General features: G+C 60.2%; 12 protein-coding genes. 9 read left to right on the top strand and 3 right to left on the bottom strand.

Translation table 11 applies throughout. The annotated features are described in order from the left end of the window. The first annotated feature begins 66 nt into the window (after nt 1-66). Entirely contained in the window at nt 67-699 is a 633-nt protein-coding gene (rdgB, locus tag ACID345_RS14110) for an RdgB/HAM1 family non-canonical purine NTP pyrophosphatase (RefSeq protein ID WP_011523539.1), read from the top strand. Between the two features lie 72 nt (nt 700-771). Here rdgB and ACID345_RS14105 read toward each other — a convergent pair whose 3' ends face one another. After that, entirely contained in the window at nt 772-1,326 is a 555-nt protein-coding gene (locus ACID345_RS14105) for a rubrerythrin family protein (RefSeq protein WP_011523538.1), read from the bottom strand. A gap of 238 nt (nt 1,327-1,564) precedes the next feature. Between ACID345_RS14105 and ACID345_RS14100 the strand changes: the two genes are divergently transcribed. Further along, nucleotides 1,565-3,487, top strand: a complete 1,923-nt coding sequence (locus ACID345_RS14100; protein WP_148210122.1) for a family 20 glycosylhydrolase — start codon at nt 1,565-1,567, stop codon at nt 3,485-3,487. A 10-nt stretch (nt 3,488-3,497) separates the two neighbouring features. On the opposite strand, the gene ACID345_RS14095 is transcribed toward ACID345_RS14100, so the two are convergent. Beyond that, entirely contained in the window at nt 3,498-4,283 is a 786-nt protein-coding gene (locus ACID345_RS14095; RefSeq protein ID WP_041855724.1) for a hypothetical protein, read from the bottom strand. A gap of 181 nt (nt 4,284-4,464) precedes the next feature. Here ACID345_RS14095 and ACID345_RS14090 point away from each other — a divergent pair, with 181 nt between their 5' ends. Beyond that, nucleotides 4,465-4,680 (top strand): DUF2934 domain-containing protein, encoded by a 216-nt coding sequence (locus ACID345_RS14090; RefSeq protein ID WP_041855723.1) that lies wholly within the window; start codon nt 4,465-4,467, stop codon nt 4,678-4,680. Nucleotides 4,681-4,698: 18 nt separating this feature from the next. On the opposite strand, the gene ACID345_RS14085 is transcribed toward ACID345_RS14090, so the two are convergent. Further along, nucleotides 4,699-6,366: a 6-pyruvoyl-tetrahydropterin synthase-related protein gene (locus ACID345_RS14085; RefSeq protein ID WP_011523535.1), complete on the bottom strand. Its 1,668-nt coding sequence runs from the start codon at nt 6,364-6,366 to the stop codon at nt 4,699-4,701. 230 nt (nt 6,367-6,596) lie between these two features. Here ACID345_RS14085 and ACID345_RS14080 point away from each other — a divergent pair, with 230 nt between their 5' ends. From ACID345_RS14080 to ACID345_RS14055, 6 genes are read left to right on the top strand one after another with little or no spacing between them, the layout of a single operon-like run. After that, the gene (locus ACID345_RS14080; protein WP_228370649.1) at nt 6,597-8,840 is read left to right on the top strand and encodes an SLBB domain-containing protein; all 2,244 of its coding nucleotides are present in this window, start codon (nt 6,597-6,599) and stop codon (nt 8,838-8,840) included. Further along, nucleotides 8,837-10,021, top strand: a complete 1,185-nt coding sequence (locus tag ACID345_RS14075) for a Wzz/FepE/Etk N-terminal domain-containing protein (RefSeq protein ID WP_011523533.1) — start codon at nt 8,837-8,839, stop codon at nt 10,019-10,021. The genes ACID345_RS14080 and ACID345_RS14075 overlap by 4 nt, the downstream gene beginning before the upstream one ends. Then, complete coding sequence (locus ACID345_RS14070) at nt 10,018-11,115, top strand: glycosyltransferase (protein ID WP_011523532.1); 1,098 nt, start codon at nt 10,018-10,020, stop codon at nt 11,113-11,115. The genes ACID345_RS14075 and ACID345_RS14070 overlap by 4 nt, the downstream gene beginning before the upstream one ends. Further along, on the top strand, nt 11,112-12,398 hold the full coding sequence (locus ACID345_RS26965) for a hypothetical protein (RefSeq protein WP_187148830.1): 1,287 nt from the start codon (nt 11,112-11,114) through the stop codon (nt 12,396-12,398). Before ACID345_RS14070 ends, ACID345_RS26965 begins: the two co-directional genes overlap by 4 nt. Then, nucleotides 12,395-13,279, top strand: a complete 885-nt coding sequence (locus ACID345_RS14060) for a glycosyltransferase family 2 protein (RefSeq protein WP_049761910.1) — start codon at nt 12,395-12,397, stop codon at nt 13,277-13,279. Before ACID345_RS26965 ends, ACID345_RS14060 begins: the two co-directional genes overlap by 4 nt. Beyond that, nucleotides 13,276-14,442, top strand: a complete 1,167-nt coding sequence (locus ACID345_RS14055) for a glycosyltransferase family 4 protein (protein WP_049761909.1) — start codon at nt 13,276-13,278, stop codon at nt 14,440-14,442. The genes ACID345_RS14060 and ACID345_RS14055 overlap by 4 nt, the downstream gene beginning before the upstream one ends. Nucleotides 14,443-14,447: the final 5 nt, after the last annotated feature.

Genomic DNA, 14,447 nt, shown 5'->3' with positions numbered 1-14,447 from the left:
GTTTCTTCCCGTTAACTTGGTAAAACGGTTCCGCGAAAAACCAGCCGTATCCTGTACTGTGAACCCATGCGTCGCATTCTTGTAGCCACTTCCAATCCAGGAAAGATCCGTGATTTCATCGGCGCCGCCCGCGTGCATGGCGTGGAACTCGACGTCCTGCCCGAGTACAAACAGATTGAGCCGCCGGAGGAAACTGGCGAGACCTTTGAAGCCAATGCACGGCTGAAGGCGGAATACTACAGTCATCATGTGCCGGCGCAACTGGTGCTTGCCGATGATTCCGGCCTCGAAGTGGACGCGCTGAACCGCGCGCCAGGCGTGCGTTCCGCGCGGTATGCCACCGATGAAATCGGCTACGCCGGGCCGGACATCGACGATCGTAACAACGCATTAGTGCTGGAGCGGATGAAAGATGTCCACGGCCCGCAGCGTACGGGACGGTTTGTTTGTGTCCTGGCGCTGGCACGCGATGGACTGACGATCGCGACCTTTCATGGCAAAGCCGAAGGACGGATTCTGCGCGAGCTGCGCGGATCAAACGGCTTCGGTTACGACCCGATGTTTTTCTTTCCGGAGATTGGAAAGACCTTCGCAGAGTTGAGCGCCGAGGAGAAATCGCACTACAGCCATCGCGGCGCCGCCTTCCGCAAGCTGCTCGATTGGGCGGATCAAAACCAAAACCAAAATCAAAATCTTTAAACACGAAGTTCACGAAGGAATTCTTTTTACGAAAACTTCGTGAACTTCGTGTCCTTCGTGTTTAAGCGCTGGTTAGCTGACGACCTCGAATTTCTCGCGCGGGTTATTGCAGATGGTGCAGCGCGCGATTTCGGCGTCGGACGTAGTGAAGCCGCAGACCAGGCAGATGTAGTAAGTGACCTCAGAGCGTCCGGCGGTGAGGTTGTCGAGCGCAGCGCGATAGAGCCTGGCGTGCTCGGCTTCGGCGTCGAGGGCGTAGCTGAAGGTGCGCGCGGCGGCGTTTTGGCGGCTCTTTTTGGCTTCGGCGATGAACTCTGGATACATCACATCGCGCTCATACTCTTCGCCTTTAATTGCGTCCCGAAGGTTGGTCGCGGTGTTGTGCACGTTGATCGGAACGATATGGCATGTCGGATCGGCACCCAGCGAGCGGATTACGCGGGCGTGGTTTTCGGCGTGGATCTGCTCGGCGCGGGCGGCGGCACGGAATAGGCTCGCGACATCGCGATAGCCGTCGAGATCGGCCTGCACTGCGAATAGGCGATAGCGGACACGGGCGTTGCTTTCGCCGTCGTATGCGGTCTGAAGATGTTGAAGGGTCGTGGATTCTACAGCTACCGTGGGCATGGAATCCTCCTGCGGACGATGCTAGCGGAGCGGCTGGCGCGCGTCTGTGACGCAGCGCACGTGACTTCCAAAGCTGAACGAGCGACGGGCACGCCGAGGTAGCGATATCATTCGTTGCGCGGAGGGGCCCTTGCTATCCCATCAGAGTCTGAAATCACGCCATTCCCGCTTTCTTCTTGCGACCGTTTTTTCACTCTTTGTCGGTTCGCTCCATGCGCAAGAGGCGGTGCTGCCGATCATGCCGCTGCCCGCGCACGTTACGCGGGGACAAGGTGAGTTCGTCATCCAGACGTCTTTCACGATCGCGATTACGGGCCACAATGAGCCGCGATTAGAACGCGCGCGGCAACGCTTTCTCGACATCCTGACCCGAGAAACGGGGATTCCGTTTTCGCGTGAGGTCTCATCCCAGGCGGTGTTCATTGCGAAGGCCGAGGGTCCGAGTGTGGAGGTGCAGAAGCTTGGGGAAGACGAATCGTATCGGCTGGTAATTACATCGGCAGATGTGCAACTTACTGCACTGAGCCCGTTGGGTATCCTGCATGGCTTGCAGACGTTTCTGCAACTGGTGGGGGTTACGCCGCGTGGGTTTAGCGTTCCGGCCGTCGCCATCGAGGACAGTCCGCGTTTTCCCTGGCGAGGCCTGCTGATCGATTCCGGGCATCGCTTTGTGCCGGTGGCAGCGGTTAAGCGCAACCTTGATGGCATGGAGGCAGTGAAGCTGAACGTGCTGCATTGGCGCTTTGCCGATGATCAGGGCTTTCACATCGAAAGCAAGAAACTGCCACTGCTCCAGCAGAAAGCGTCGGGCGGGCTGTATTACACGCAGGAAGAAGTTCGCGAAGTGATTGCGTACGCGCGGGATCGTGGAATTCGGGTGATGCCGGAGTTCGATATGCCATGCCACACGCGATCGTGGTTCCTCGCGTACCCGGAGCTTGCCAGCCGTGGAGCTGCGGACAGCGCGGGTTTCGATCCGTCAAAAGAGAGCACGTACAAGCTGCTGGCCACTTTCATTGGGGAGATGGCGGCCCTGTTTCCAGACGCATACTTCCACACCGGTGGAGATGAGTGCGATCCCAAAGAGTGGGAGAGCAATCCGCGGATCGCGCAATATATGCGCGAACACAAATTCGCCAACGGCGCGGCGTTGCAGGCGATGTTTACCGGACGAGTGGAGAAGATCGTTGCCGCGAACAAGAAAATCATGGTCGGCTGGGACGAGGTTCTCCAACCGAACACGCCGAAGGATGTGGTGATTCAGTCCTGGCGTGGGCAGGCGTCGCTCGCCGATGCGGCGCGGGAGGGCTATCGGGGCGTGTTGTCGTGGGGCTATTACATTGATCTGAATCAATCGGCGGCGGAACACTACCAGGTGGATCCGATGGGAGACGCTGCGGCGAAACTCACGCCGGAGCAGCAGGCGCGGATTCTCGGCGGAGAAGCCACGATGTGGACAGACATCGTGTCGCACGAAAATATGGACAACCGCATCTGGCCGCGGACGGCTGCGATTGCAGAACGCTTTTGGTCGCCGCAGGAAGTCCGCGATCTCGACTCGATGTACGCGCGGCTTTCCGTGGTCTCGCAGAAACTCAGCTACTACGGCCCGCGGCACAAGGTTGTAACCGAAGAATTTCTGGAACGGATGAGCGGCGATCCAGATCCGATGGCGCTGCGGGTGCTGGCTTCCGTCCTGCAGCCGCCGAGGCTTTACCAGCGACAAGAACTGCGTAGCGACTTCACCGCGATCAATCGGATGGATGACGCGGTCGAGCCTGAGAGTGAAACGGCGCGGCAGTTCGATGAAATCTGCAAGCGGATTGTGGCGGGCAAGGCCTTGCCCGCGGATTGGCAGCAGGCACGGGCGTGGCTGACTATGTGGCGCGATAACGATGCGAAGTTGCAGCCGGAACTGGCGCGGTCGGCTCTGACCCAGGATCTGGCGCCGGTGTCTAAGAAGCTAGCGCAGGTGGCGGAGATAGGGTTGGGGGCGCTGAACGCTTTGGAGCATGGGGAGCCGATCGCTGCGACGCGCCGACAGGAGAGCATCGCGCTGGTTCAGTCAGCGGAGAAACCGGTATCGGTTCTCCTGATCATGCCGGCGGCGTCGGTGCAGCGGCTCCTGGAGGCGACGAAAGAGGCTTCCGTCCAGAATTAATAACGAACGATTATGCGGTGCCGGCTGTGGCGATGAACGCACTGCCCATGGTGTTTCCGGAGTTGGATCCTGCGCCAACGAAGACGGCGCTTGATCCGGTGCCCGCATTCACTGCAAACCCGGTCACGGTGGTGGAGGGCAGAGAGCACGGCGCGGCGCCGAAGGTGAGCGTGAGATCGAAGAAGTTGCTGCCCGACTTATCGGGAGTGACGCTACCGCTGATTGCGCATCCTGCTGTGGAAGCACCACTGATGTTTCCGGAAGAATCCACGGTGAGTGTCGCGGTATCGTTATCGAGGAAAGTCGCCTTCCACGAGTTTGCGGAGAGCGTCGCGATCGTAGCGCCGGTATTGAAGTTGAAACCAGTGAGGGCATTGCTGCTAAAGGAATCGTTGGTGCTGCCCTGGCTTATGGTTCCGCTGAGATTGGAAGAGCTCGCGCTATTGATGGTGACGGTACCGCTGGTGGAGGAAGTTCCTGGCGATGAAAAGACGCTGGCCGGACCGGAGTAGTTCAGGCCGGAGGCGGCGAGTTGGCTGGAAGTGAATCCCTGGAGCGGGGTGAGTGCCGACGTGGTCTGGCTGGAGACCGACCAAAATTGGCCGTCGGGCGTAACGAGGATAATTGCGCCGTTACTGCCGCTACCGGTTGCAATCGCGCCCTGGAAGACGCCGGAGGAGAGCGTTCCGGATCCATTGTTGCCGCTGCCGCTGGTGTTGTTGCTGTGATTGAGACCACATCCGGTGAGGAAGGCGAGGGAGGCGAGAATTGCTGCGGAGAAGGAGGGAAACTTCACGGCTGATCTCCTTGGGTAGGGAAGTATAGCCGTAGTTTCCCCAAGCACACAGGCACCTAAGTTGAAGTCGGGAAGAATCCGGGACCCGCCGGGACGTTCCGATTTGGCATCAGTGGCAAAGTGCACGGACTCTCAAGGTGTGGGGGAGTTCACAATGAAGTGATGCTCCTGGAGGGACACTATGATTTCCAACCTCCCCACGCCCAGCCTGGACAAAGGCTCCCTCGCACTCACTGAGGAATACGTGCGGTTGCGCGCGTATCAGTTGTTCGAATTACGCGGTTGTGAGCACGGGCACGACGTTGAAGACTGGCTCCATGCGGAAGCCGAGATCATGGGCTTCCACGAAGTTGCGGCCGTCGAAGAAGTGCGCATCATGCGGGCAGTGCGTCGATGAGTCTTGTGTGAGCCGGTCCTAAGTTGGCAAAGAGCGACGGTCGCTCCGGGCCATGGCATATATGCCGATGGTTAGGATGAGCGCGAACAAAGAAATCCATTGGCCCCATCGACGGTCTGGAGTCTTCCGGTAAGAGATATCAACTTCATGATGTCCGGCGGGTAGAGCCACGATCATGCGTCCGTCTGCTTGATCGTAGGTCTGCTGAAAGGGTGTGCCATCCACCGTGACCTGCCACGCTGGGTAGTCGAGCAGTCGGAGCGTGGAACGCGTGGGGACCTGTGAATCCATGGTGAAGTGTTTGTGCAGGGTGTCCCAAACATCGGCATTGCTGTGCGCGAGTGTGCTGGGGGCGACTTTGCGCTGCTCATCGTTTTCGGTGGTGATCTGGACGGCGATGCGCGCCATGTAAGGTGCGAAATTGGAGTTGTCGGCCTGCGTGGGCGTGTATTCGTCGGTGCCCTCGTAGCCGGCGCCATCGCCAACAGCCTGCGCCAGCGCGACGGGACGATCTTCAGGGTAGATAGGCTGCTGGAATTTCCAATAACAGATGGCGATCACGAGCGGGATGATCGCGAAGACAGCGAGACGGGAGATCCGCGTTCGCGCGAAGGCGACGGCGGCGAAAAACATCATCGCGACATTGAGAACCAGGAGCCAGCGCCAGGGGAACTGGACGAACTGCAACTTCGGCAGATATTTCCACAACGGCAGGCTGAGCGGCGAGAGGAGTATGACAACGAGGACGATCGCGCTGAGCAGCACGTTATAGAGCTGCAGCAGGCTGCGACGGAGCGGCTTTGCGAGTCCGACGCAAACGACCGCAGCACAGAATTCGATGAGCGCGAAGATGGAAGTGCGGAAGAGAACGGCGTCGCGTTCGAGGTCGCCGGTGCGGGCGAAAAGGAGATTGTCGCGAGGGGAGGCGCCGGCTGCGACAGCCGCGCTGACCTGCACCCATTGCTGCTCGTAAATGGCGGGAACGAGATAGAACGCTGCGAGGCCGAGCCCGAGGACGAATGCCGCAGCGGCGCGAAGAACGGGCTCAAGCTTTCGGGTTTGGACGGCGCGAATAATTGCGACGAATGCGAGCAAGTAGGTGGCGATCACGGCGGCGGGAATGTTGGTGAGCCACACGAGCGCCATGTGGACCGCGAGCAGCAAGGTGTTGCGGGCGAAGCTGCTGCGTTCACGCATCGCGAAGAGCAGGATGCCGGGGATCCAGATAGAGGCGATCATCTCGGCGAAGGCGCCGCGCTCGTAGATCACGATGAGCTGATAGGGGTTCACGGCATAGAGGACGGCGGCAAGGACGGCGGTTTGTGCATCGAGCCACTCGCTGGCGAAGAGATACATGCTGATGCCGGCTGCAATGCAGACGAGTGCAGCGAGGGTGCCGGGGACTGCTTGCCAGGGCAGTGCGAGGCCGAGGAGTGCGCCAAGGGTCCACGAGATGGGCGGATAGAAGACGAAGCGTGGTTCGCCGCTCCCGAAATTGGCGAACGCCGCCCAATGTGGGTAGAGGATTCCCGATTTCCACTGGCGACCGACCTCGATCCATGAGTTGACGTGGAAGGGGAGGTCGTGACCGTTGCTGGTGCCGCGCCAGAAAAACGGCGAGACGGCAAGGAGAGCAACGAGGGGAGTCCACCAAAGTCCGGCCCGGATTCCGTTTTTGAAACGCATCTGCGAAACATCTTACTGGAACGCGCAAAGCCGCGAAAACACAGGAGAGTCGTGCGGCGAGGGAATCTGAAGGCTGCGCTTCGCGCGGGCTTGACCGTGGGTAATGTGATGCCGGTCACATGGTGAAGGAGAGAGTGTCCGCTAATCAGGAAGAGCACGTAAATAGCTCGAAGAAATAATGAGCGCGGCTGGTGACCAGTATCCGGCGCGCAATGAGGACGGCAACGCGTTTGCAGAAGCATTTAGCGGTTGCGATTTTTAAGGGCTCTCTCCCAAAGGTGATAGTGGTGGCGGTGCTCCTGGCGATCGGGGCATCGCCGCAACTATTGGCACAGAGGGCGGAGTGCGGCACGGCGAACTGCGCCGCAACCGTGAAGGTGGTGGACTCTAAACCAACCGAGAAGCCGAACCAGATTGTTACGACCGAGACACCGGACGTTGTGCAGGTGCAGACCTCGCGGCCTCCAAAGCAAGTGGAGAAGCCGAGCGAGTTTGAGAGGTACGTCGAGGAGTCGCTCGGGTACGCGCTGCCGTTGTTCGGGCGGAAGCTGTTCGCGGACCCGCCATCAACCTTTGCGCCGCTGACCGAAGTTCCGGCGCCGGCGGAATACGTGATCGGCCCGGGCGATGAGCTGGTGATTCGCGGCTGGGGGCAGGTGCAGATTGAAGCGCGCGTAACGGTGGATCGGTCCGGCCAAGTTTTCTTGCCCAAAGTTGGCGCTATTTCGGTGGCGGGAGTGCACTACGCGGATTTACGCAGGCATCTGCAAGCGTCGGTGCAGCGCGTATTCCACGACTTTGAACTTGAGGTGTCGCTCGGGCAGTTGCGCAGCATGCAGATATTTGTCGTCGGGCAAGCGCGGCAGGCGGGCACCTACACGGTAAGTTCGCTGAGCACTGCGGTAACGGCAGCGTTTGCGACCGGTGGGCCATCGCCGCAAGGATCACTCCGAAAGATCGAGGTGCGACGCGGGGGGGCAACGATCACGACCCTGGATCTGTATGAGTTCTTGCTAAAGGGAGATAAGTCGCACGATGTGGCGCTGCTGCCGGGGGACGTGATCTACATTCCGCCGGTTGGGCAGATGGTGGCGATCTCGGGAAGCGTGAATACGCCGGGTATCTACGAGCTGCTGCCCGGAACGACACTCAGCGATGCGGTGGAACTTGCTGGCGGTCTGACGGCGACGGCGGATGACGAGCGCGTGAGCGTGGAGAGGATCGAGGAGCACCGCACGCGGCGCGTGTTTGAAGTCGCGCCGAGTGTTGCGGAGCCGAGGTTCGTGCTGGAAAACGGCGATGTGGTGCGGGTGCTGGCGATTTCTAAAGTGATAGAGGATGCGGTGACGTTGCGGGGTAACGTGGCGCGCCCGGGACGGTATCGGTGGCATCCGCGGATGCGGATTCAAGACCTCATTCCTAACCGTGAGTTCCTGCTTACGCCGGAATACTGGAGCCACAAGAACGCACTCGTCCGTGAGGGAGTCGGGGAAAGCAAGAACGCGGAAGAACGAACACTTACGGAACTGAAGCAGAATGCGCCGCCTTTGAATTGGGAGTATGCGGCGGTGGAAAGGAGCGATCCTGAGCGATTGAATTCGGAAGTCTTGCCGTTCAACTTGGGGGGCGCGATTGATGGCGACAGCGAGGCGAATCTTCTGTTGAAAGCCGGGGATGTGGTCACCATCTTCTCGGAACGCGACATCCAGGTTTCGAACGCGAAGCGCACGAAACTGGTGCGGCTCGAAGGTGAATTTGCGGCTCCTGGTGTCTATCGGGCCGAGCCGGGCGAGACGCTGCGAGCGCTTGTGGGCCGGGTTGGATTGACGCCGGACAGCTATCTGTTTGGTGCAGAGTTCACGCGCGAGAGCACACGGATGCAGCAACAACAAGGGCTCGACCGGCTGATTTCCGAGATGGAGAACGGGATCCAGGAGATCCATACGCAACGCGCCGATGCCAACGATGGCGCTGCAGTCCAGGAGCGCGAGGCGCAGGAAGCTAGACGGGGACTGGTCGCAAGAGTCAAGAGTCTGCGCGCGAGCGGAAGGATTGTGCTTGCGCTTCCGCCTGCGGCGCACGATGTTCGGGAGATCCCGGAGATTGTGCTCGAGGACGGTGACCGATTCGTGGTGCCGCACACGCCCGCCACGGTCAGCGTGACCGGAGAGGTCTTCAATCAGGGGGCATTCCTGTTCAATCGGAACCTGAAAGTTCGCGACTACTTGCGCGACGCGGGAGGCGGCACGCGAAATGCCGATGCTTCGCGGATATTTGTGCTTCGCGCCGATGGGACCGTGGTGAGTCGTCAGCATGAAGGGGGCCGGTTCGATGGCCTGCCGGTTTATGCGGGGGACACGATCATTAGTCCGGTGCGGCTGGAAAAGGGAAACTTCATGCGTGGTCTGCGCGACTGGTCGCAGGTGATCTCACAGTTCGCGCTGGGTGCGGCAGCGATCAAGGTGCTGGAATGAGAGCGATTCTGGAGCGTTCGGTCGAGATCGAGGGAATTCGCATGGAGGAGCCGGTTGATGGGATGCGGCTCATGGTGCGACATCGCAAGCTGGTGGGCGTGGTTGCGGCGATTGCGGCAGCGGTCGCGACAGTGGCTGCGATGTTGCTTCCGCCTACATATACAGCGACGGCGCGTCTACTCCCGCCACAGCAATCGCAGTCGCTCGCTGCGCTGTTCGTGGGGCAGACGGGGAACTCCCCGTTAGCGGCGATGGCGCAAAAAGATCTTGGGTTGAAGAATCCTGCAGATCTTTACATCGGCGTGTTGAATAGCCGCAGCGTCCAGGACGGATTGACGAAGCAGTTTGAGTTGGCCACCGTTTATGGATTGAAGCGCCCTTCGGATGTGCGCGCGCGGCTGGTCGATCGAACCCGGATTCAGTTGACGAAGGAAGGACTGATCAGCGTCTCGGTTGAGGACCGTGATGCGAACCGCGCGGCGGGACTCGCCAACGGTTACGCGGAACAACTCCGGCTGGCGACGAAGCGACTGGCGATTTCGGAGGCAGCACAGCGGCGGAAGTTTTTTGATGAACAAGTGCAGCAGACCCGTGACGAACTTGCGCGGGCAGAAACGACATTTCGTGAAGTCCAGGAGAAGACCGGCATTCTGCAACTGGATGCGCAGGGGAAAGCGTTGATCGAAACGGCGGCAACACTGCGGGCGGAGATCGCGGCCGGAGAAGTGCAATTGCGCGCGATGCGCAGCTTTGGAACGGAGCAGAATCCGGATGTGCGTCAGCAGGAAGCGCAACTCGGTGGCTGGCGAGCGGAACTGGCGCAACTGGAATCGCGACGGATGGGCGACGGCTTCAGCAAAGGGCGCGCGCCTGCGGATGCGCAGGAGTATGTGCAGGCCATGCGCGAGGTCAGGTATCGCGAGGCGATGCTCGAGATGCTGCTGCGGCAACTAGAGGCAGCAAAGCTGGATGAGGCGAAGGAGGCGACGATCGTCCAGGTAGTTGATGTGGCGGTCCCGCCAGATGTGCGGACATCGCCGAAACGGGCTGCCGTTGTGGTGTTCAGCACGCTTGGCGCTGTGCTGGCGACAGCGGTATGGCTGCAGCTGCGGCAGCGCTTTCTCACGGATGTCGCGTGGCAAGAACGCTGGAGTGGGCTGCGCAAGGAGTGGGGACCATGAAAACGCGTGTGCTGCACGTAGTTGGCGGATTAAACGTGGGCGGAACGGAAACGTGGCTGGCCAAGGGAATGCCATTCGTGGACCGCGAGCGGTACGAGTTCGATTTCCTTGTTTTCGGCGATGAGGATCAGCACTACGCGCGGATGGTCGAGCGGGCTGGCGGCGGGGTGATTCGCTGCTCCAGTCCGCAGAATCCCGTTAGGTTCGCGATTTCGTTTTTGCGGGTGCTGCGGAAAGCGAAATGTGACGCTGTTCATGCGCACGTCTATTGTGCGAGTGGTCTGGTGCTGATGTTGGCGGCATTGGCTGGCGTGAAGGTCCGGATTTTTCACTCGCATACGGCACAGGACGAGCACCGCGGGTTTGGGTGTCGATCGATTTATTTCCGCGTAGCGCGCGCACTGATTCGGCGGTTCGCGACACGAGGGATCGCCGTCAGTGCCGTGGCTGCGGCGCCAATCTTTCCGACAAATTGGGAGTTTGTGCCGGAAAAGTGGCGGGTTTCACCGACTGGCATCGAGCTGGCGCCATTTTCGGACGCTAGCGTGCGTGAGTCCGTGCGCCGCGAACTGAACATCCCGGAGACGGCGACGGTCGTTTTGCATGTCGGGCGGTTTGCTCCGGTGAAGAACCATGCATTGTTGGTGAAAATCGCGGAGCGGGCCATTCGGCAGCGGCTGGAAGTTGTGTTTGTACTCGTCGGAGACGGCCCTCTGAGATCGCAGCTGGAACTCGAAGTGTGCGCGCGCGGGCTGGGGCGGGCGTTTCGTTTTGCCGGAGTACGCGATGATGTCGCGCGCCTGTTGCGGGCGGCTGACGTGTTTGTTCTCCCTTCGCTCTATGAAGGGTTCCCGCTGGCATACGTCGAGGCACAGGCCGCCGGATTGCCGTGCGTGATTTCAGACGCGATTACACCGGCCGCGGACCTGATTCCGGAGCGCGTGGTACGGCTTTCGGTCACTGATGAGCCAGGGATTTGGGCGCAGGTCTTGTTGGACAGTGCGGCCATTCCCGATTCTGAGTTGATCGCGGAGAGGTTCACCGAGTTTTCGATGGAAGCCTCGATGGAGCGAATGGTGGAGTGCTATCGGTGATGCTCCCCTGGGCCCTGATCACCGTTCTGTTGCTTTCCCACGGACTTTGCCTTGCACCGCTATTCACCGCGGTCCGCGCGGACCGCGTGCCTCGGCCGCTCGATGTCGTGGGAATCTCAGTAATTATTTACTTCGATCTTGGCGTCGGACTCGAGGTCTGCGGACTTCGCATCCACAGTTCATTCTTCCATTCGATATTCGATGCCAGCGACTCCCAGGTCATCATTGCCGGGTTACTGATTGCGGCGGCGCCGTGGCTCATGCGCCTCGGAAGTCTTTCGCGGTTGCCAGTGCCTGGAGCGCGATTGCTGAGACTGCGCGATGGCGCACGTCGCCGCTGGCTTTACATCGTTGTTGTGGCGGTTAGCGCCATATGCGCATTCGTTCCGGGCTCGCTCCTCGTGGTGCAGCCGCGCTTGAGGGAGAGCCGCGAACTGCTCGGCAGGCTGCTCGGGCCCTACATCATCGTGTTGTCGCTTCCCATGTATTTGCTCGCGTTTCTCGTGCGAGTGGAAGAGCTACGAACACGGTGGGGAAGGGTTTTTCTGGGGGTCGTCGCTACGTCAGCAGTGCTGGCGACGGTATTCGCGGGACAGCGAACACTGGTTTTGCTGCCGATGCTTATGTTGTTGTTTTTTGGCGGCAAGTTCTCCTGGAAGCGGACCGTGGGAGTAGCCATCGGCGGAGCCACGCTCGCCGCTTTTCTACTTCAGCCGTTCAAGTCTTCGTCGAGCGAGAACACGATGTCGGCGGCGGAGCTGTTTGAGGAGACGGTCGGGAACGATTTCTACCGTGGTCCCGAGTTGGTGCGTGCCGTAGGAATGGCTTCCGCATTTGGGCCGAGGTCTGTGGATTACGCTGGGGCTGGCTACGTTTATGCAGCACTGTTCTTCGTGCCGCGAAGCGTGGTGCCGTTCAAGGGAAACGCGACGGCGCAAGCGTTTACAGCAGAGGTGACGCAGAGCGATCCAAGGTCGTTGGACTGGGGATTTGGGATTAGCGCGATCAGCGAAGCGGTTCTGAATTTTGGCTTAGTCATTGCGCCGATTGTGCTGGTCGCCTATGGAGCGGTGATCGGCTGGTTGGAGCGGCGTTGCGAACGGTGGCAATCGTTACAGATTCCGCTGTTGCTGGCGTCGCTATGGATTTTCGGTTATCACCTGCCGGCGCTGTTATTGAACTTCGGCGCAATGGCGGCGGTTGGGATCGGGTGCGAGAAGTTTTTCACAGAGCAGTCTGGCGGTGGGTTTGCAGAGTGTCTGGTGGAAGGACGAGCCCAGTGAAGCCGCTCATCTCCATTCTGATGCCGGTGCGCAATTGCGCTGAGACGCTTGCGCTGGCGGTGCAATCGATCGTTGTGCAAACCTGCGACGCGTGGGAACTGCTGGTGATCGACGATGGTTCGACGGACAGGACGGTCGAGATCGCGATTAAGGCTCAGGATTCGCGTATTCGAGTTATCGCTGATGCGCGAGGGAATCTCGGACTGGCGGCGCGGTTGAACCAGGGAATTACGCTCGCGGAAGGCCGATATATCGCGCGGATGGACGGCGATGATATCAGCTATCCGCAACGGCTCGAGCGCGAACTGGAATGCCTGGAGAGTCAGCCCGGGACCGATCTCGTGGGCTGCGGAATGGTGATTTTCAAGGATGGCGGGCGGATGGTGGGTGTGCAGCGCGCGCGCAGCAGCCATGCCGAGATCTGCGGGAATTCGCTGCGTTCGTGCCTTTTACCGCACGCGACGTGGATGGGACGGGCGGAATGGTTTCGCCGCCATCGTTATTGTTCGAAGAATCGTCGCGCGGAAGACCGCGAGCTATTGCTGCGGTCCCGCGATGTGAGCTGCTTTTCCGGCATTCCAGATTTGCTGTATGGATATCGCGTGAATCGGGTCTCGATTCGGAAGAATGCGCGAGCGCGATTTGAGTATTTGTCGGCGGTCACGGCGGATGCTCGTAAGCGCGGGCACTGGCGCCGCTACTTTGCGGCCGCTGGGGCAGAGATCGCCAAACTCGGCATCGACACGCTCGCGCTGGCCACGCATACGGATCGAATTCTGCTGCAGCATCGTGCATCAAGCCCAAAGTCGCCGCAAGTTGTTGCCGAATGGGACTCCTTATGGCGATGTCTGAACGGCGCCACTGCGGGAGGCCCGCGGTGAGAATCCTTTACCTCATCACGCGTGCGCAACGTGGAGGAGCACAGGCGCACTTGCTGAAGCTTGCGGGGGCCTCGTCGCGCAACAACGAGGTGCTGGTTGCAGTGGGCGAAGAAGGAGTTCTTTGCAGCGATCTTCGGCGGCGCGGCATTTCGTGCATCGTGCTTGAGCACATGAAGCACGCGCCGCATCCATGGCACGACGCTTTGGGAGTTCGCGAACTCATCAGGCTCATCCGAAATTTCCAACCGGACGTTGTGCATGCGCATTCCGGAAAGGCTGGGCTGCTGGGAAGAGTAGCGGCGGCCATCTGCGGAGTGCCGGCGGTATACACGGCGCATGGATACGCGTTTGCGAACCAAGCACCTTGGTTACAGAAAACCATTGCGTTACCGGCGGAACGGTTGGCGGCACGGACCGGAGGGCTCACGATCGCAGTATCGCGGTCGGAGTGCCGACTGGCTGCGAGCTCCGGAATTGGCGGTGTGAACCAGACGGTGGTGGTCCACAACGGATGTGAGCCTAGCGCTTATCCAGCGGAGCCGGGAGTTTCCCCGCCAGTGGTGGTGATGGTCGCGCGCTTCGCGCGGCCCAAGAGGCAAGACCGTTTGATCCGTGCCTTCAGCCAAATCGCGGGACAGTCGCAGCTGTGGCTGGTTGGCGATGGGCCGGGGCTTCGATCGGCCCGTGAACTCGCACAGGGGAGTGGAGTTCGCGATCGCATTATCTTCTGGGGAGATCGCGATGATGTTTCCGCGTTGCTCGGTCGAGCGCAGGTTGCGGCATTGATCTCAGACCATGAAGGATTCGGCTTGGCTCTGATCGAGGCGATGAGTGCTGGACTGCCGGTGATTGCCAGCGATGTTGGCGGGATGCGCGAAATCGTTGTTCCGGGCGAGACGGGCCTGCTCGTGCCCGCGAATGACGAGACGAATCTGGAAGTTGCATTGCGCCGTCTGATCGCCAACCCGCAAGAGCGGCAGCGGATGGGCAGCGCAGGGCTAGTGCGGTTCCGCGAGAAATTCACACTTGACCGAATGTTGACGGACACGTTTCGGGTGTACGACTTGGCGCTGGGCGCCGCGACCAGAGAGGAAGTTAATGCATGCGTTCACTGTCGCTATCCGGCGGCGTGCGGCGCGGGCGCGGTTGTTTCGGGGGACTGACGGGC

The sequence above is a fragment of the Candidatus Koribacter versatilis Ellin345 genome, assembly GCF_000014005.1.
GTDB classification, from domain to species: Bacteria; Acidobacteriota; Terriglobia; order Terriglobales; family Acidobacteriaceae; genus Korobacter; species Korobacter versatilis_A.
Note: the sequence above shows the minus strand (reverse complement) of the source record. Positions and strands in the feature narration are given on the sequence as shown.

Coding starts and splice junctions, on each gene's coding strand:
- rdgB (WP_011523539.1), top strand. CDS start 67: ATGCGTCGCATTCTTGTAGCCACTTCCAATCCAGGAAAGATCCGTGAT.
- ACID345_RS14105 (WP_011523538.1), bottom strand. CDS start 1,326: ATGCCCACGGTAGCTGTAGAATCCACGACCCTTCAACATCTTCAGACC.
- ACID345_RS14100 (WP_148210122.1), top strand. CDS start 1,565: ATGCCGCTGCCCGCGCACGTTACGCGGGGACAAGGTGAGTTCGTCATC.
- ACID345_RS14090 (WP_041855723.1), top strand. CDS start 4,465: ATGATTTCCAACCTCCCCACGCCCAGCCTGGACAAAGGCTCCCTCGCA.
- ACID345_RS14085 (WP_011523535.1), bottom strand. CDS start 6,366: ATGCGTTTCAAAAACGGAATCCGGGCCGGACTTTGGTGGACTCCCCTC.
- ACID345_RS14075 (WP_011523533.1), top strand. CDS start 8,837: ATGAGAGCGATTCTGGAGCGTTCGGTCGAGATCGAGGGAATTCGCATG.
- ACID345_RS14070 (WP_011523532.1), top strand. CDS start 10,018: ATGAAAACGCGTGTGCTGCACGTAGTTGGCGGATTAAACGTGGGCGGA.